Genomic DNA, 17,865 nt, shown 5'->3' with positions numbered 1-17,865 from the left:
AATAAAAACCCCTTCCTGTTTTTTTGCAAGAAAAGGGTTTGAAATGTATTCTCAAATAGGGTATACTATACCTAACTAAATTGAATACAGCAACAAACCACAGACCAGCGCGCCAACGCTGGTTTTTTCCTGCTTGTCCACATAATACTATACTTGCGAATATTTGACAATAGGAAAGTTCACTTTGAGCAAACAAGTAGACAAGAATCATGTCGCCAGGCTTTCATATTTGCCGAATTTCGCACAAAAATAAACCTTGCGACTATTTATGACCGCAAGGCTTAAAATTGAAATATGGGCTTTCTGTGCGTTTATTCTGCTTTTTTAATTTCATTTAGTTTTTCTTCAATCAGTTCGCAAATAATATCTTTTCTCGTTTTTCCTGTTTTATTTTTAATTTCGTCAATCATATCTATAAACTTAGGGTCTACATCAGCCAACAATCTTGCTTTAACATGTCTCTCAGAAATAACTTTTGCTTTTTCAGCTTCTGCTTTAACTCTTGGGTCTTTATAATTTATAATAGCTCCGCCTTCACACTTAGGGCATTTACTATATCCATCTTCCGTTTTTGTTGGTTCAATAGAAATTACTCCATCACCTGTCCAGCCACATTTTTTATCCTTGCATTTGTATAAACCCATCTTATATTTCCCCTTTCGGTTATTATCTTGTCTTAATCATAAATGTACGTACGTACATTGTCAACTCTTCGCAATAAAAAAATTCCCAATTATGGGAACAAAGGTTTAAATAGCACCCCCTACTTCTTTCAGCACATTCAGCAGCAATGGCATGATCTGGATAAGTACGTAACCTAATGAACCGTTTTGAATTCCTGTCCACGCTCTTTCAGATTTACCTAACATGAAGAAAAAACAAGATCCAACTATCACAACCGAAGCTATGGGGAAACTAAGGGCCACCATTAGATCAACTAACGGATCCAAAGCATGTGCCAGGGTTTCCAGGGCTTTTGCGCTCATCCATTCCGTTGCGCCTGCCGGAACTGCTTCAGGTGTAGCAGCTGAAGCTAATGAAGGGAAGAAGGCCAGGGGAAGGGTTGAAGAAGCAACGGCTTTTAAGTAATTCGGCTTTTTCTTTCCGGCTTTCTTATAATCCCCCGCCATAAACTCTTTGATTGTCATAGTTTGCGTTCTCATGATGAAATCCCTCCGTTTATTTAATATCATCCCACAAGTAAACTAAGCATTTAAGGTCCTGGCATAGTTCCTGAAGCTTCTTTTGCCTATAAGGTGTAGAAGTCACCCAAACTAGAACAAAGTCCGGGGAAGCCTTCTGCAAGTCTCTGTATTTCTTAATCTTCAAAGCGTTTTTGCTCATGGACTGTTTGTGATCCACTTCGACAAAGTGATATTTTCTATTAAGTTCATAAACTGAATCAGCCACAACGAACACTTTTGAATTAGGGATCTTTATTTTCACTTCATTTTTCCAGGTAGAGGGCCGGCCCTTTGAAATATACAGATCATTCCTCATTAAAAAATGATTGATCATAGGCGTTTTTCTCCGGGCTTTTGTGGCCCCTATCTGTTCCCGGCCCGCTTTGTTTAAGTAATAGATGTTTTTCCGTTCATCCGTAAAAACAGCAATTCCTTCAATGCCGCTTAATACCCTTTGGGCATTGCGTTCCTTCCCTAACCTGTGCATTTTCTGCAGCTGTTCCCTGGTCAGATAGTCACACTTCTTCAAACTCAAAAGGATTTCTTCCTCCCTTTGCTTCTGATTGATCTTCAAGGGCTTCATCCTCCTTCCTGGCTTTAATCACGACAAACGGCTCTATTTGTTTTTTAATCTCTTTATTGCTGATAAAAGGCGTTTGAACAATCGTATTGGAAACGGTCTGATAAATAGCCCGCCCTGGAATTTCCGGCAATTCTTCAGCCCCGCCTTCATCCAGAACAGCCCGGCTTGCAATATTGGTTTTCAGCTTAAAACAAACCCTGGCTAAAGCGTTCTGACGTACCTGTGAGCGCAATGTTTCATTCGTTGGGTATTGGGTTGCATAAAGCATTCTAAGACCGCAGGCCCGCCCGCGCCTGGCTATATCCTCAACAATATCTTGGCAATCAGGTGTAAGATCCGCAGCTTCATCAATGACAATAAAGTGACGGTCTTTTATGCCTGCTTCCTTTGCATCTTCAAAGCCTTCTCTTTCTAAATACTCATGCAACATGTTCATAAGGTTCTGAACGCGCTTCAGGGCTTCATATGCGCCTTCTGCATCCTTTTCAAACTGTTCCACCTGTTTCAGGTTTCGGAACCGGGAGAAGGCAAGCCCGCCCTTTAGATCAATCAAATGAAAGCGAACGTGTTCCGGCTGCTGTTTTGCTAATGTCGTAATGACCATTTTAATAAACTGTGATTTCCCAAACCCGGCAGCGCCCGCCACAATCATAAAATAGTTGCTGTCAAAGTCATGATAAATAAAATCACTCCTGGTTCGGCCTATCGGCACATTCCATCCCTTTGAAATATAGGATTCTTCCCAGGGAACCGATTCAGGAAGCCCCGCATCATAAACCCGGATCTTTAGCATTCCATCAAACTCTAATTCTATTTCTTTCCGCTGGATCTGTTTGGCTGTCAGAACCTTCTTAACTTGCTTTAGAATGTCTTTATTTAGCTTAATAGATAAAAGGTCTTTAGGGCTGAATAGAAGCGTTTTGTGCCGTATATTCAAACCATCTTCCAAAATGTGCTTTTCACTTTCAATCTTCTTCCGATCAAACCCCAGGGGAAGCTGATACACATATTCCACACCCCCTTTAAATTTGGTTTTTCTATGGATCCTGATTGTTTCCCCGGCTTTTCCGTTCCATCCGGAATGAGAAAAGATCTTTTGAATTTTATCCGCATCATTGGTTGCCGGGCCGTTTGATTTTAAATAAGCCATTCCTGTAACTCCTGCCATTAGCAAAGTAGAAGCGATTTCAAATATCATGTTGCCACTCTCCTTTAGGGATATTACAAAGTAATAGCTTCTGGCAAAACGAATTTTAAATATAAGGGTTCAAGCCTTGGCGCTATTGGGTTTCTTCGTTTCGTTGTCGTATTCTCTATAAGCATATGACCCCGTATTTTATTTTTGCCTGTACCCATCAAACTTTTTTAACTAGGACAGGAAGGTTTTTTAATGGGAAAAGCCAATTAGTAGACAAAGGGAGTGGAGGACATGACCAAAATAAGCCAGGCGATAGAGGAAAAGGGTTATAAGAAAGGGTGGGTGGCTAAACAGGCAGGCATAGCCCCAGGAACTCTTTCAAGGATCCTTTCAGGGGAAACAGAACCAACTTTAAAAGTGGCCCTGAAGCTTGCAAAGGTGTTGAATAAGACAGTTGAAGAACTTTGGGGAGAATAATCTTCATTTAGCAGATTTTTCAAGACAACGCCTTTCCGCGTTTGAAAATTTAGTTTGCTTAAAGAGTATTTATAGACAAAAAAAGAAGGCCCTTTGGCCTTTGTCGCTGTTTTATCGTACTGCGACATAATTAATTAGTAATCTTCGTCCTTGTTTTCGTAACAAACTCCACATAGAACTCCGTCATCATCAACCCAATTTTCGCCAAGTTCATCACCGCACTCTTCACAACGGCAACTAGCAATAATCTCTTTTAGTTTACTTACCTCTGCTTTAAGCCCTTCTACATCATCAATGACAGCATCATAATAAGATTCTTCGACTAACAAAACCTTTCCGACACTTTCAATATTCATCTTTTCCCAAAGGGATTTATCTCCTTTAACATCCATCATTTTCATTTCCTCCTTTTGTTTAATTGCGTTTTATTATCGTATTATTCATTACTTATCGTCTGAAAAAATCTCATTATTGTCTAAGGTAATGCTGATTTCAGATTTATTTACGGTGAGATTGACATTACTCCAACCACCGTTTTTATCTCTAAAAACAAATACTTTTCGTCCATCTTTTTCTTTGTCAACTCTTTTGAGTAAGTCATCAAGATTCATCTTTATTCTCCTTTCTTTACTGAACTACATATGTCTATTATACACTAATTATCTATTCACAGCACTAATTCCAGCCTTAGTTAACTCATTTTCTAATCGTTTAATTTCTTCTTGTTGTTCAGTGACTAAGTTATATATTTCTTTTTCTAAATTGCTTAATTCCTTCTGCAACCAACCTTTGTCACACACTCTTGAAGGGTGTGCGTTTATGTGGTCAATATATTCGATTATTTCCTGTAGTTTTTTCACTTTCTCACCTTCCAGTTATATCGCATTTTATGTCTACAATTCATTAAAACTTCCGATTCCAAGGCAAATTTTTATGCGCTTCCAATACTTCAGGATAATGTTTAGGGCAGTATTTCTGCCTGGGATCATCCCCCGGAATAGGCTTCATTTCCACTTCTTCAGGATCAAACCACTTGGCGCAATATATGCACATGATTTTTTTCTCAAACATTACTGACCTAAGTATTCCTTAAACTCTTTATATTTCGGCTTTTCAACGGCTGTCACATGCTTGCATTCTTCACAGCGCATCAAAACCTTTCCTTTCGGCAATAACGCCCACACAATAGCAGCCAGGAACAATAAAGGCGCTAGAATCCACCCTAACACCGGGATCCACACCATACAGCCTGCACTTGCAAATAGAATCAGAAACATTGGCAATTTCGTTACTTTGTTACTTCCGCATTTTTCACAATGAATAATATTTTGGCCTTGCATCCTTTTTCCCCCTCATTATCAAACTATAATGATAGTAACCTTCTTAGGTTTACGGGTGCAAGGCCCATATAAAAATATTAGTCTTTAATCCGCATTAACAAAACAACCGCAACCGCCAATATCAAACAGATCTAATTGCTCTGGCTCTTGTAGATATTCAAGTCTTAGTTGTTCTAAAGACAAGTTTTCTTTAATTCCGTTTTTCGTGCGCTTTAATATGGTTACGTCTTGGCCTAAAAACTCCTGCATTTCTTTTTCATAGTTTTCCATCCATTCAAAGCGTTCCGGGAATGTTTTTAAAAGGTGTATGAAATGACCCTGACCACCCCTGACGCACATTCCAGAACAGTTATTATGGGAAAATCCAAGTTTGTAAAGTCTAGGAACCTCAATACCTACTTTTTTTAATTCGGAAAGCATATCATCTTTAGTTAAATACGGTTCTTGACACATTGGAAACTCCACTTGGTAAGGCGCCCAATTCTTTTTAGGTGCTGCCGTTCTGTGGTCTTCTGTCCAATCAATCCCAAGATATAATATACATTCATCTGGACTGTAATGGGCTTTAATCCACTTGTCGGCCGTTTTTTGTTTCAACATGTGAGAACATTGTGCTAATCTGCTGTTCCCCAACCATCTAACATCTTTAAAAACTTCCCAAGGTGTCCTTCCATCTTCAATCCTTATATATTCAGCACCCAAATCCTTTACCGTATCATCAATAAACCTATATAAATCTTCATCTTCTATTAAAGTATCAGTGAATAACAAAATGACATTTTCTTTCCCTTGTTCCGCAATCACTCTTTTGGCTGTCATCCAGCTGCCGATTCCACCACTATAAAAAACAATATGTTTCACAAAACCGCCCCTTTCTTTACCTTCTATCTTAATATTATACGCTTTAAGCGAACATTTCAAGTAAAAAAAGAGAAAAAATCAATAAAAGTTATCTAAAAGAGAACTATCGTTTCCCCTTTTTTCTTTTTCCGCAACGGTTAAAAAGATCACAGTAAAAGCGAACCATATAAGAGATACGGCAACGGCAGCTGGCGCAGCTCCCTTTTCCATTAGTACCCATACTAAAACCCCGAAAAAAGCTGTAACCGCTGTTAAAGTTGCCGTATATAAAAGATTTATCATCTGTCCAGTCCTCCTTTATATCCATTAGTACGCATAAAGCAGCCAAAAGTTTCCTGAATTATTAAAATGTTCGCAAACGGCAGAAACTTCTTTTGCCCTCTTTTAACCCATACCCTGCTGTAGTAAAATAAACGTGACATAAGGAACTTTGTGAAATCCTTTTTCGCTTTAAAGGGGAATAGTTCCTATAAGCCGCATTATGTAAACTAGCAATTTGACGAAAAGCCCGGTCTATCAGGCTTTCTTTTTTTACCCAAAATAAAAACCCTGGATTGTTCACCCAGGGCAGATTTTTTCTCTTTTAGAATACGAATTTTGCTGAAAGAGAACTTTTGATTGGTGAAACCCCCTCACTTTCCAGGCAGATCTTTTCACAAACTTTCCGGGAAAGTGAAAGGGTTTCTATAGATTATTTTTTATAAACATCAATGAATGAATCAAACCCTTTTGCTTTTAAAGCAGCTGCTCTTTCTTCTGCGTTCTTTTTGTCGCTGAAGGATCCTGTGACAACTCTGTAAAAAGTTCCGGCTGTAGGTTTTGGTGCTGGCTTAGGTGCGGAAGCTTTCTTTTTCAATCCAAGGAAAGAAGCAACGCCTTCCACATGGGCAGCAGCAAGGGAGATTAATTTTGCCCGATTCTTCAGGATAGCAGCATCCCCGCTATTATCAATGAAACCATTTTCCGTTAAAATTGCAGCCATTTTCGATTCTCTTAACATATGGAAATCGGCTCTTTTCTTCCCTCTGTCTGTTGTAAATACTCCTGTTCCCATAATCTTAGCGTGAACAGCGTTCTGGAAAGCCTGTGTTGCTGAACCTACCCCTGGATATACAAAGGATTCAAACCCTTTCGCTTTGCCCCCTCCTGCATTGATATGAATGGAGCATAGAACGTCAGCACCCCAGGCATTAGCTTCATTAGTCCTATGTGATAAAGTCAGGGATTTATCCGACAATCTGCTAAACTTCCATTGAACCCCTTCATAATTCTTCATCATGCCATCAATATACTTTCCAATCTCCAAAACAACGTTCTTTTCTTTCAAGTTGTTTGCAACTGCTCCTGGATCAGTACCGCCATGCCCTAAATCAAAATATACTTTTTTCATATATTTCACTCCTTATTTTGGTTCGTTATAATTTTTGGCTCTTTCGCTATCCTGGAAAGCTTCCGTTGTAGGATCCTGCACCACTCCTAAAGTAGAAAGAACGCCGAAAACAGCATTGATCAGAATAAGAACCCATTCCTTCATTTCCTGTGTAATAGAAAAATCCGTAACACCTGCAGCATGTGCGCCTATAAGCAGAACTTCAGCCAAAATGATAAGCTGTGATACCAAGGCGATAACCCACATTTTATTTTTAAATCGCACTTTCCAGTTAATCATTCAAAATCCCTCCTATTGCAAAAATACAGCTATTGCTGCGATAATCCCGGCAAGACCGCCCGCGCCAAAAATCCCGGTCAGGATCTTTTCCCTTGTATCCATTTTCTTTATCTTCAACTCTTTTTCCGATTGAGCATCAAATTCAACCTGTTTCAAAACATGATCAGCAAAAGGCTTTAACAATTCTCTTGTTTCCCGCCCATCCTTCATGACGGTTAACTCTAATTGCGCCTGGCCTTTCTGAACGCCAATTAAATCCGCTTTCAGGGCAGACATTTCCTGCTTGAATTGCGCGTTTTCAAGTTCTAAGGCATCTAATCTGGGAAGCACGTTGCTGTTTATTACTTCTTCATGTTTTTCTAACATTTCCAGTCCCTCCAATGGTCTACCCCCTCCGCTTTAAAGATCTCTCTATTTAGTTGTGATAACTCTTTAATCACCCCCTTTTAGGACATAAAAAAAGAACCTTATTTTTTAGGTTCTGACTGTTTGTTTTCAAGTTCCTGGATTTTCTGCTGAAGTTCCTGGTTTATTTGTAAGACATGATCAAGCTGCGCTTTATACAGAACCGCCTGATAGTTAAGTCGGCCCATTTCATTCTGAATATAAGGATCTATATTAATTTGATTTTGTTGGTTATTTTCGTTCATTGAATACCATTCCTTTCAAGCTTTTCTTTTAGTTCTCCGATTTCCGTAAATAATTCTTTGAATAGAGGAATATATAAAGCAGGCAGTCTGTCATATTGAATACCTTCTACCTCTGTATTTCCTTCTGCGGTTCTTCGGTAGGTTACAAAGCTTTCTAAGCCTGCATCAACCAGATCTTCCGCAATTAAGCCAGGAACTCTTTTGACGTCTGGCACATCAACTGAATTCCAATCAATAGTTTCGCCTTGTTCTTCCTTTGTCAGTAAATCAGCATACGCTTCACTTGCTGCTTTGTCGTACCATGTTTTCGGATTTAGCTTTAGGACTTTTTTAGCTTCTGAAGGATCAATAATTTCTTCCTGCAGCTTATATTTTCTCGCTGAAGTTGAACGTCCGATAGTTCCGGCAGAAGTAATGTGAACGTTAGCCGCTGCTGAATAGGTTCTGTCGTAAATCGCCTGACACCAAACTCTTGCAGCAGAACTGTCCGAACCAACGAAAAAATCAGCCCCATCTGTACCTAATACCATGGCCCCGCCAGCCATTTGATTCACAAAGGATAGATCGTTAGAAGAAGAACTTGGAATTCCAAAATAAGCGCTTCTGTCATTATCTTCTGCTCTGAAGAATTCAAAATAGGCATGATTTGAAGAACCGCCAACCAACTGAATAGCATCTGAACCAGCACGAATTTTTATTTTGTTGTGAAATTCAATGAATTTCTGATTATCCCCAATAAGCCTAAAGTGCATGGCATTTTGGGCTGAAATCATAGCATCAAAATATCCGCTTGAAACTGGTTCAGCGCTTCTAATATCAAGCAATAACCCCTGTCCGCTTCCGTCTAATTTATGCGTTCCTATTCCAAGTCTGTCAGCATAAATATACATCGGGTGAGCATAAGGGCCTTCATCTTGTGTTCCATCAAGCCTTGACATTGTATCTGTTAATATTTTAGAACTATTGACCCTCTCTACTTCAATTAAACCGGGCATCATTCTTGTTCCTGCTGCGTATCGTTTATACTCATACGGAAGTAAGTGATAGTCAAAAGTGTCCCGCAATTGACCATACAAATTATCAGATACCTGAGCAGCTACATAGCCATTGAAAAAACTAGAACTTCTATAGGTTTTGGTGTCTCCGGGTGTCAGAAAGAATTTTTGTACGAGCAATCCATTCGCAATAAAAGTTTCATCTTGCATTGAAGTCGCGCTATCAATACATTTAATTTGGGAATACTCACCAATAAGTGTTATTTTCCCGGAATTGATGATAGGTGAATTAATGGAAACGCCTGCTTCGAGAATACCTGCAAATTTAACATTTCCAAGAGAATCGACAATGAACTGATTATTGACGTTCAACCCTTCCCAGGATTTCAGGTTCCTAGCTTCAATGTCACCCTGTGCTATTAAGTTACCTCTTAACCTGATTCTGACGTCTGTGTTTTTGACATATAGGTTTGTCCCAGCTTCAGTTGTGTAAAAACTCATTGTAACGTAACTTGGCTTTTGCCCCGAATAGGCCCCTTGCGGGATCTTCCTGGAGAATTTAACCCTTGTAGGAGCATTAGCAGGAACAGGCACAATACTATCTATAGCGAATGGATCATTGTAAAACTCGCCATTTTCATAATAAACACTCAAAGAAGCTATCAAACGGGGAGCATTGCCAGAAGTGTTTTGGGCGTACAGCATGAAGTCAAAGGCTACTTCATCCCCTTCTTCCGGCACTGGTCTGTTATAATGCTCTGAATCTGTATCATCAAGCAAGTAGATCCAATTCCTTAAAACGCTATATCCATACCATGTTTCGCCATTAACTGCATAAGGTTTCATATATCCATATAAGACTTCTTCAGCTGTTGAGATATTGGCGCCAAGCTGCGCCCTTACGTCAAGCCTTGCGGTATTTATATAGCCTGAAGTGATTTTCTCGGCATCTATATTGGCGATCTTGGCATTGGTTATGGAAGCATCCGCAATTTTGGCTGTATCAACCGCTAAATCCGCAATTTTGGCCCGGTTAATGGCAGCATCTTGAATATGCCCGGTTCCGACTGCTAAATTTGCAATGGCAGCTGAACCAATGGCTGCTTTCGCAATATCCGCTGAACCAATAACAAGCTTATTTGATGAAGAACGGTCAATTTTGTTATTTCCGACTGCTCCTGTTGCAAGCTTTTCAGCTGTGACAAGCAAATCAGCAAGATCAGCAGAAGCAATCCTGGCGGTAGTCGCTGTTCTTTGATCCGAAAAAGGCCCGGCAGTACCTGACCGATTTACGCCCCGGACTTTAATATAATATTGCTGATTAGGTGCGCCCTCATAGGTGAAAACACTTGCTGCAGTCCTGGCGACTAAATTTGAAGAATCAGGCGTAAAATTATTGACGGTAGAAACATATACTTCATATTCCTTCAGGTATGCGCTTAAATCAGCATCCCATTCAATTATGACTTTAGAAAAAGCACCTGTTGCCTTCACAATCGGTTTGGCAGGTGTTATGTCCGCAAAGTCTGTATCATCAATAGGCCCGCCACCTGAATCCCATATACCTTCTTTTTCTCCAAGCTTGCTTTCAACATTCTTCAGCCTGGAAGCAAGATCCGTAAACATCGGGAGGAAGTTGCCTAAAATCACATCTGTATTTTCCGGGTTTGCTAAATCACGCCTAAGTTCAATAACCCTGGCTTCAATCCGTAAAGCAGGCGTGAACTCCTTATCAATGACAAATACGGTATCACCCAGGCGAACTTTTTCATGTGAAAGGCCCGCGACTTCTTCAAGATCCAGGACAGACATTTCATAAGTAACCCTGGGAGTATTGATAGTTTGGAGATAATCCCACGTTTTTTGAAGCAAAGCTTCTGGATCTGTTTCTTCCCCATCCTCAAATACGCCCATTCTGTGTTTTTTCTGCCCTGTGTCAGGATCAATGCGCCCAAACCGTTCAAGTGCTACAGGATCCCCAATCCATTCCTGGCCTGCGGGCTTGTCTACAGAATCAAGGCCGGAAGCATTCCAAACCACATCCGCAAAGGTTATGCGCCTTGTAAAGCCACCTGTTTCCGTTTCTTCCCCTTTGCCGCGCCCATATAGGGCCGTTTTCAGGTTTGAAATGTCTACAGTCCTTTTAATTGAAAGAAGGTCTTTGGTGAATTCAAAGCGCTTCCCTGTGTCTGCTCCGCGCCTGGCAGGAAGATCAACCAGTCTTTCAGTGATCTTTGTTCCATTAAAGGAAATGCGCTTTTTCAGTTCCCCGCCCCATGTTTCAATAATCTTCTGGATAGAGGAAACAGCCGATTCATAATAAAAGTTTTTGGTTCTTAGGCCAAGATCCGCCACAATCCCCCTTTTAAAACGGCTTTTGGATAGGGCTTTATCCATGGCGCTTGCTGCTGTGCCGTTTACTGTCCTTAAATCCTCTATTATGTCGTCAACCATTTCAAAATAGGCATGTTCTGCATAAGCCCTGGTTGTTAATTGCGTTCCGTCATGTTCTTCTTCTGTTTTGAAGATCTGAAACAGCTGATATTCTCCCTCAACATCTTTGAATAAAACAAGATTATTCCTTTTAACGTGTGAAGCAGCTTCATGATCAGCCGGAACAGAGAATTCAAAGGTATGGTCTTTGTTTAATTGTTCTGTGTGAATGGCATCAAAAAAAGGGCATTTCCTACTGCTGTCGTTTTGCAGAACAGCAAGAAGCCCTTCGGTTTGCCCATCCAATAGAAAAAGCTTATTCATTTATAGCCACCTCTTTGTATATCTGACAGTTCCATTCCCGCCCCCTACTGTCAGGGTACTGCTGCCTGAATTTATGGCGAAAAAGTCAGAATCAATGTCCAGGCTGCTGATTATGTCTGTCGTGCCGTTAAGCGTGATTGTTCCGCGCTCGTTGTCAATCTTCACTTTATCCCCTGTGGCTAAACTCCGCTGAATGGCTAAGAATTCGGAACCGTTTGAAACCTTTATTCCTTCGATTTTAGAAAGCTTAACTTGTATTTCAATGTAATCCGTTTCTATGGTTGAAGGTGATATACCGTTTGATGGTTCAGCATAGGCTAGGAAATGGGAATAACCGTCAGAATCAATATATAAATGAATAGTTCCGGGAGAATAACTTTTCAACCCTATAGAGTTCCCTGTGTGAACTACAGGAGAATTCCAAGCGCTTCCGTTCCATGCTGTAAAGTTCGCCTTATCTTCCCCCGCCTTCAGTTCGACTTCTAACTCTACATAATCCACATATACCGAACTGTTAGTGGTTCCGTCTGAAGCTTCTGTATGTGCATTGAAGTGGATAAACCCATTTGTGTCAATTACATCCAAACTTAAATTAACACCTCTTGTCAGAGGTGAAACAGTGCTATTCGCATGGCTTGTAAGAGTAGACCAGTTTGATCCATACCAATAAGAAATATTCACAGAGTTTCCGCTTGGCCCTTTTCCATAACCCCAAAAATTGAATTTAGCAGCAGAAAGATTGTCTTTTAGCCATTGCACCTTATCCGCTGTAGTCGCTCCTGGAATCGTTACATTGTATTTGCGCTGTACGTATTCAATTAAATTGAACGAAAATAAGTACTGCGCTATAAATGGGCTATTTGTTTGGTGTGTTGCAGCTGTATTTCCATCTAAAGATGAAACATTTTCATATTGGCCAGTTTCCAACGAATAAGAGGAAGGGGGAATAATAGTTGAGTTCGCGCTAGAATATTTCAATGTATGCGGATTTGCTGTCGTGCTCCCTGAAACCTTCCCGGCAAAGTTCGCTATGCCTGTAGGGTTCGCCTGCTTATTCGTTCCCTTTCCCCACCAATTAGCCGTTATTTGGCTTATATTCGTTTTCAGCCATTGCACCTGTTCAGCAAGGTTTGCGCCTGGTACTGTGAAGCCAAACTTCCGCTTGATTAGGGCTATTAGGTTGAAGGAAAAAATTAAATTTCCTTGTGATCCATAGTTTGTGCGAGTAGCCGATAAGGTTGAACCATCCAAAGACATTATCCTACGGTAATTAAAATCATTTAATTCGTGTGGCGCTTCAGGAAGTGATGGGATCCCGATAAAACTTAGTCCCGCTGTCTTTCCTATATGCGGATTTTCTACCGTCCCCCCCGCAATTTTCCCTTTAAAATCATCGGGATCCGCTGATCCATCTGCAGTAATTTCAATAACCGGGAAGGTTTCCGCTGTTCCATCGTTATTAATGGTTAAGGAATTCCCTGAAATCGTTGCAGTTGTTTCAGAAATAGCATAAGCAAACGGATCAGGACAAAGAAATTCAATCTCTGCCACCCGCTTTATAAACATGCCCTCAAAGTCGGTATTGTCAGTTATAACCGCAAAATATTTCTTGTCAGGTTCATCATCAAAAATCAATTCTCCTGGCCCATCATAAGGATTAAGCCATGCAGCTATTTCTCTTATTTTGCTTCTGAAATTAGAAAGAGAAGAACCATAAAGGGCAATTTCAGCCCGGATTCTTCTCTCCTGAAATCTATATCCAAAATAATGAACTCCATGCTTTGAAGCTGTCTGTGAAGTACGGCTTTCAATGTCCGGGAGTGTATCTCTGCCTGATATATTGGTGAATCTTAACCCTTTTTCTGATGAATGAACCCCTCTGTATGTTAAACCCCAGGCCATTAATTAACACCCCCTACTTTTAAAGCCCTACTTTCCAAGTCATGCAATTTAATTGAAATGCCCCTTGCATCCCTTTCAGTGCGGACGTTCGGCATAACAAGCTGAATCACCCTGTCACCGACTGAAGCTGCTGGATTTGCAGCCGTTTGGATCTGAAGTTTCTGATTGGAAATGTCCATCCTGGCAGATTCTAAAGGCTTTCTAGTTCCGATTGCTACAGTTTCCCCGATCTGGGTTGCTGCTTTCATCAGCTGTTTGGCCCTGTCTAATAGACCGCCTTCAATACCTTCTGTATAGTAAGAACCGATTTTAAAAGCCACCCTGGAAGGGCTGTGAACGTCCCAGGCGTTTCTGATCTTTTCAGAAATGCTGTTTGCAATACTGCGGGCTGTGTCCATTAGGCTTCCAAACATATCCCAAAAGCCATTAATTAGGCCCTGGATGATATTTCGGCCTATCCAATAAAGATCAATGTTTTCAAAGAAACTTTGAACATTGTTCCATAATCTTTGTGCTGTGTCTTTAACCTTGTTCATGCCTTCCTGGACAACATCTTTCAGCCTGTAAAAACGATCCTTTACAGCGTTCCAAATAGCCTGCGCTTTGTCCTGAACAAAGGTTTTCAAATAGTTCCAGACTTCCTGAACTTTGGATTTGACCGCGTTCATGATTTCAGTTGTTTTGTCTTTAATGGCCTGCCAAGAACTCTGAACCTTATTCTTCACAGCGTCCCATATTTCTTTTGTTTTGTTTTTAATCGTGTCCCAATTGTGAGCGATCATATAAACTAACATGCCGATAGGGCCTGTGAAAATAGCCAGGATTTCATCCCAATGGTTTTTAAAGAAGTTCTTAATACCGTTCCAGACTTTGCTTGTCGTGTCCTTTATCCAATCCCAGGCTTTGCTGATAAAGTCCTTCATGGCTTTTACGGATGTTTCATAAATGAGTTTGATTCCATCCCATACATTAGCCAGGAAGTTTTTGATATGCCCCCAGGCTTCTACTGTCCACTTACTTATATCATCCCAATTCTTATAGATCACGACTGCCAATGTTCCTACAATGGCAATAATAATACCGATTGGGCCTGTTAATGCTGTCAATGCAGTTCTGACAACCGTAAACATAGGGCCAAGTTTAGAAAGAACATTAATGACATTTGTTATAGGGCCTATCATCATGCCAATAACGGTTAAGAAAGGGCCAATTGCCGCTGCGATAATTCCAATTACTACTGCCACCTGTTGACCTACAGGAGAAAGATTCCCGAACCATTCAGACACCTTTTGAATAGCAGCTGAAACTGTCGGAAGAACCTGCATAGCAAAATCAAGCAGAACCTTGCCCAAAGGCTCTAAAGCCATTAAAGCTTCTCTTGTGAATGCCTTCCACTTGGTTCCAAAGGATTCTTCTGTTACTTTGTTCATTTCCTCCATGGAACCTTTAGCGCCTTTAATGCCACCGTCAATGTTTCCAAGGCTGTACATGGCTTCTGCTTCAAGATCTTCCCACTTCGTACCGTAAAGACCAACCCCTATTTCATTGGCCTTTGTCTGGTCTTTCATGCCCTTAAGTTCTTTTATGACTGTATTGTGAACGTCTTTAACCGTTCCCTTCCCTTTCAGGAAGTTTTTCCAGACCTTTTGTGTACCTTCAGACATTTGATCCATGGCATCAGTTGTGCCTTTGGATCCGTCTTTTATACGAATCTGAAACTCTTTCATTGCATCGTTTATATAATCTAGGTTATAAACACCCGCTTTGCTGCCTTGTTCCAGAAGTTGAAAATATTCTTCAGCTGAAAAGCCCATCTTGCCAAAGAGTGGTGCGTATTCGCTGAGATTATCAAACATTTCCTGTGAGAAGTTCAGGCCGTTCTGTGCACCATGGGCCATTAAATCAAAAGCTGTTTCTGCATCAATACCAAACCCTTTGACAAGGTTCTGTCCAGCCCTGGTAACCTCATTCACATCAGAATCAAAGGTTTGCGCAAGGTTCAAGGCTGATTTTGTGATTTTTTCTAACTGTTCGTCATTCAGTCCTTTGATGTTCTGTTTCGTCTTAATGAGCGCATCAGAAACTTCCCCCAGGCTTTCACCAAACCCCTTTGTATAAATGTTTTTGGCTGTATCGGTTAAAGCTTCCGCTTGTTCCTTTGTGATTCCCAGGCTGTTCTGAATCTTTGTTTGGGATTCCCCAACGGAAGCAGCTGCAGCAATTCCCGCTGCACCCAGGGCAGTCATAGGAACTGTAATGGCTTTGGTCATTTTTTCGCCAGTCGATTTCATCTTATCAGCAAGCTTTTCAACCCGGCTTTGAATGTCCTGAATCCCGGCATTTACATCACTGGTGTTTATGGCGGTATTAATGATAATATGTCCGTCTGCTGATCCTGCCATTTACCTTCACCTACCTTTCATGTAGGACTTTTTCAATGCTTCAGAAAAGGCTGTTAAAGCAGCATCTGCTTCTTCTAGTGAAGGTTTATCGTCTTTAAGCCTATAAACCCGCTTCAATTCAAGAAGGCGCTTGCGTTCTTCCTGGTTGTATTTAGTAGGTGCAGGGATTGGTTGTGCCCTTATTCCTACAACCTCTTTGAATTTGGTATCATCAGACAGGCTATCTAATAAGGCCAAAAACTTATGCCAATGAAGCTTACCTTGCATTTCAAAGAGATCCATTTTGTAATCTTGAAGGAAGGAAGCATAAATAAATCCTGCATCCTGTTCAAAATCAAAGTAGCTTTTACCTTTGCCACCCTTATCAGGAAACAGCACATCATCAAAAAGAAAGCCTATGAGTTTTTCAATCTCGAATAGAGAAAGATTTAACTCATAGGCATTTTTCACAAGCATTTCAAACAATATTTCAAGCTTTTCAAACCCCTGGAACGTATCATCTTTCAGGAGTTCAGTCACCCTTAAAACGTTATCAAAAGGAAGATTCAGCTTGATTGTTTGGCCCTCGAATTCAATTTCATCTGTAAAGCGTTCTGTTAGCTTCATAGGCTTTTATTTTCCTGTGTAATAGGAACGTTCTCTTTTCTTAAAGGTTTCTAGTCTACCCTGGACAACATCCATCAGCTGAAGCAATACATCAGCCATAACAAGCAAGGATTTCCCGGTATCTCTATACACCTTTGCAAAAGCCCCTTCACCTAAAAGAAGATCAGACACCTTTTCCATGATTTCATAGTTTTTTTGCTCCGCTTCCTTTTGCTCCTGTTCAGTCATACCTTCAAACTGCTTTTCTGACAGGTTTAAAGATTCTTCCCGGAACTCTCTGAAAGCCTGATCATATTTCTTTAAATTGTCATCGCTTAAATCCATGACATATTCATTTCCTGCAATGTCCACTGTTTCATAAGCCTTTTGAACATTAATCTTGATTGCCATTTTCATTCCCCTTCGTCAGTTAAGATTTAATTAAACAGCTGGCGTGTATTCCGGCTTTCCATTGAAATGAACTTCAAAGCTGAATGTGCTCTTCTCGTTCGCTGCGCCTGAAGCACCGACAATATTCGCAATTGTCACCCATCCCTCGTAAGAATCCCCGGAAGGATCTGTCCAACGGAAATTGGTTTTGCGCCCTTCTCCAAGATCAGACTGTAAGCTTGCAATAAAATCTTGCGCTTCATCTCCAAATTTCCTATGGCCTTCAAAAGAAATAACCAATTGCGCCCCGGTTACATCGGAAGAACCATAACCGTCACCGTCTAAATATTGCGTTTGGTCAATTTCTTCATTCCAGCTTGGATCAAAAGAACTGATTCCTGCAGCCACCCTGGCCCATGTTGCTGTTGTGCCGTCCGCTGCCTGTGACGTATCAATTTCAAATGTGTGTTTAGATTGCAATGTGAACCCTGTAACTGCCATTCAAAAAACCTCCTTAATTTCTGTAAATCGTTGCATTAAATAACGCTGAATAGATATAACTGCCCCGGCTGTCCTTCTCCACCAACACAGGCATGGTATACGCTTCACATTTGATAAACTGATAGGAAGCATCATCAGGGAGAATCAAAGTATCTGGCCCCAACTGATCAAGGTGAATGGTGATATCATTCATGGTTTGAATAGCCTGCCATTGCTCCTGGTGTTTAACCAGGATCTGAAAGGAGATAATCCAATCTTTTGAAGCATCCATATACCGTCCTGAAGGCGCGGAAGGCGTTCGCCTAATTGTGAGCGCGTTGTCTGTATCTGGCAGAATATCGACTGTTAAATTTGCAAACAAATCCATATTGAATTCAAGATATGTCGCCATATCATCAATAAAATCTGAACCCATAGGGGAAATTCACCCC

22 protein-coding genes are annotated in these 17,865 nt (G+C 40.7%); 1 reads left to right on the top strand and 21 read right to left on the bottom strand.

Annotated elements, in window-relative coordinates; all coding sequences use genetic code 11:
• Positions 1 to 311 precede the first annotated feature (311 nt).
• From AC0VZ9_RS29365 to AC0VZ9_RS29350, 4 genes are all read right to left on the bottom strand, one after another.
• A complete protein-coding gene (locus AC0VZ9_RS29365; protein WP_475397614.1) occupies positions 312 to 644 on the bottom strand; it encodes a hypothetical protein in 333 nt (110 codons plus the stop codon).
• A 105-nt stretch (positions 645 to 749) separates the two neighbouring features.
• Positions 750 to 1,163 carry a hypothetical protein gene (locus tag AC0VZ9_RS29360; protein WP_475397613.1) on the bottom strand — a complete coding sequence of 138 codons (414 nt, stop codon included), beginning with the start codon at positions 1,161 to 1,163 and terminating at the stop codon, positions 750 to 752.
• A gap of 16 nt (positions 1,164 to 1,179) precedes the next feature.
• On the bottom strand, positions 1,180 to 1,758 hold the full coding sequence (locus AC0VZ9_RS29355; RefSeq protein WP_475397612.1) for a replication-relaxation family protein: 579 nt from the start codon (positions 1,756 to 1,758) through the stop codon (positions 1,180 to 1,182).
• Positions 1,700 to 2,965, bottom strand: coding sequence for an FtsK/SpoIIIE domain-containing protein (locus tag AC0VZ9_RS29350; RefSeq protein WP_475397611.1), 1,266 nt, complete (start codon positions 2,963 to 2,965; stop codon positions 1,700 to 1,702). The genes AC0VZ9_RS29355 and AC0VZ9_RS29350 overlap by 59 nt, the downstream gene beginning before the upstream one ends.
• Positions 2,966 to 3,196: 231 nt before the next feature.
• Between AC0VZ9_RS29350 and AC0VZ9_RS29345 the strand changes: the two genes are divergently transcribed.
• On the top strand, positions 3,197 to 3,382 hold the full coding sequence (locus AC0VZ9_RS29345) for a helix-turn-helix transcriptional regulator (protein ID WP_475397610.1): 186 nt from the start codon (positions 3,197 to 3,199) through the stop codon (positions 3,380 to 3,382).
• A 134-nt stretch (positions 3,383 to 3,516) separates the two neighbouring features.
• Here AC0VZ9_RS29345 and AC0VZ9_RS29340 read toward each other — a convergent pair whose 3' ends face one another.
• From AC0VZ9_RS29340 to AC0VZ9_RS29260, 17 genes are all read right to left on the bottom strand, one after another.
• Positions 3,517 to 3,777 carry a hypothetical protein gene (locus tag AC0VZ9_RS29340; protein WP_475397609.1) on the bottom strand — a complete coding sequence of 87 codons (261 nt, stop codon included), beginning with the start codon at positions 3,775 to 3,777 and terminating at the stop codon, positions 3,517 to 3,519.
• 48 nt (positions 3,778 to 3,825) lie between these two features.
• A complete protein-coding gene (locus AC0VZ9_RS29335) occupies positions 3,826 to 3,993 on the bottom strand; it encodes a hypothetical protein (protein ID WP_475397608.1) in 168 nt (55 codons plus the stop codon).
• Positions 3,994 to 4,041: 48 nt separating this feature from the next.
• The gene (locus AC0VZ9_RS29330; RefSeq protein ID WP_475397607.1) at positions 4,042 to 4,242 is read right to left on the bottom strand and encodes a hypothetical protein; all 201 of its coding nucleotides are present in this window, start codon (positions 4,240 to 4,242) and stop codon (positions 4,042 to 4,044) included.
• Positions 4,243 to 4,452: 210 nt separating this feature from the next.
• On the bottom strand, positions 4,453 to 4,722 hold the full coding sequence (locus AC0VZ9_RS29325) for a hypothetical protein (RefSeq protein WP_475397606.1): 270 nt from the start codon (positions 4,720 to 4,722) through the stop codon (positions 4,453 to 4,455).
• An 84-nt stretch (positions 4,723 to 4,806) separates the two neighbouring features.
• A complete protein-coding gene (locus AC0VZ9_RS29320) occupies positions 4,807 to 5,583 on the bottom strand; it encodes a hypothetical protein (RefSeq protein ID WP_475397605.1) in 777 nt (258 codons plus the stop codon).
• A 78-nt stretch (positions 5,584 to 5,661) separates the two neighbouring features.
• Complete coding sequence (locus AC0VZ9_RS29315; RefSeq protein ID WP_475397604.1) at positions 5,662 to 5,865, bottom strand: hypothetical protein; 204 nt, start codon at positions 5,863 to 5,865, stop codon at positions 5,662 to 5,664.
• Positions 5,866 to 6,274: 409 nt separating this feature from the next.
• Positions 6,275 to 6,973, bottom strand: a complete 699-nt coding sequence (locus AC0VZ9_RS29310) for an N-acetylmuramoyl-L-alanine amidase (RefSeq protein ID WP_475397603.1) — start codon at positions 6,971 to 6,973, stop codon at positions 6,275 to 6,277.
• Positions 6,974 to 6,985: 12 nt separating this feature from the next.
• Positions 6,986 to 7,252, bottom strand: a complete 267-nt coding sequence (locus AC0VZ9_RS29305) for a phage holin (protein WP_475397602.1) — start codon at positions 7,250 to 7,252, stop codon at positions 6,986 to 6,988.
• A 12-nt stretch (positions 7,253 to 7,264) separates the two neighbouring features.
• Positions 7,265 to 7,618: a hypothetical protein gene (locus tag AC0VZ9_RS29300; protein ID WP_475397601.1), complete on the bottom strand. Its 354-nt coding sequence runs from the start codon at positions 7,616 to 7,618 to the stop codon at positions 7,265 to 7,267.
• A gap of 101 nt (positions 7,619 to 7,719) precedes the next feature.
• Positions 7,720 to 7,902, bottom strand: coding sequence for a hypothetical protein (locus tag AC0VZ9_RS29295; protein WP_475397600.1), 183 nt, complete (start codon positions 7,900 to 7,902; stop codon positions 7,720 to 7,722).
• Positions 7,899 to 11,654 (bottom strand): phage tail spike protein, encoded by a 3,756-nt coding sequence (locus AC0VZ9_RS29290; RefSeq protein WP_475397599.1) that lies wholly within the window; start codon positions 11,652 to 11,654, stop codon positions 7,899 to 7,901. Before AC0VZ9_RS29290 ends, AC0VZ9_RS29295 begins: the two co-directional genes overlap by 4 nt.
• Complete coding sequence (locus AC0VZ9_RS29285; RefSeq protein WP_475397598.1) at positions 11,655 to 13,556, bottom strand: distal tail protein Dit; 1,902 nt, start codon at positions 13,554 to 13,556, stop codon at positions 11,655 to 11,657. It lies immediately after the preceding gene.
• Positions 13,556 to 15,958 carry a phage tail tape measure protein gene (locus AC0VZ9_RS29280; RefSeq protein ID WP_475397597.1) on the bottom strand — a complete coding sequence of 801 codons (2,403 nt, stop codon included), beginning with the start codon at positions 15,956 to 15,958 and terminating at the stop codon, positions 13,556 to 13,558. The genes AC0VZ9_RS29285 and AC0VZ9_RS29280 overlap by 1 nt, the downstream gene beginning before the upstream one ends.
• Positions 15,959 to 15,964: 6 nt before the next feature.
• Positions 15,965 to 16,564 (bottom strand): Gp15 family bacteriophage protein, encoded by a 600-nt coding sequence (locus AC0VZ9_RS29275; RefSeq protein ID WP_475397596.1) that lies wholly within the window; start codon positions 16,562 to 16,564, stop codon positions 15,965 to 15,967.
• 6 nt (positions 16,565 to 16,570) lie between these two features.
• The gene (locus AC0VZ9_RS29270; protein ID WP_475397595.1) at positions 16,571 to 16,954 is read right to left on the bottom strand and encodes a hypothetical protein; all 384 of its coding nucleotides are present in this window, start codon (positions 16,952 to 16,954) and stop codon (positions 16,571 to 16,573) included.
• A gap of 30 nt (positions 16,955 to 16,984) precedes the next feature.
• Positions 16,985 to 17,434 carry a phage tail tube protein gene (locus AC0VZ9_RS29265; protein ID WP_475397594.1) on the bottom strand — a complete coding sequence of 150 codons (450 nt, stop codon included), beginning with the start codon at positions 17,432 to 17,434 and terminating at the stop codon, positions 16,985 to 16,987.
• A 13-nt stretch (positions 17,435 to 17,447) separates the two neighbouring features.
• Positions 17,448 to 17,849 (bottom strand): phage tail terminator protein, encoded by a 402-nt coding sequence (locus AC0VZ9_RS29260; RefSeq protein ID WP_475397593.1) that lies wholly within the window; start codon positions 17,847 to 17,849, stop codon positions 17,448 to 17,450.
• Positions 17,850 to 17,865: the final 16 nt, after the last annotated feature.

It is taken from the genome of Cytobacillus sp. QJM3NY_8 (assembly GCF_056173585.1).
Note: the sequence above shows the minus strand (reverse complement) of the source record. Positions and strands in the feature narration are given on the sequence as shown.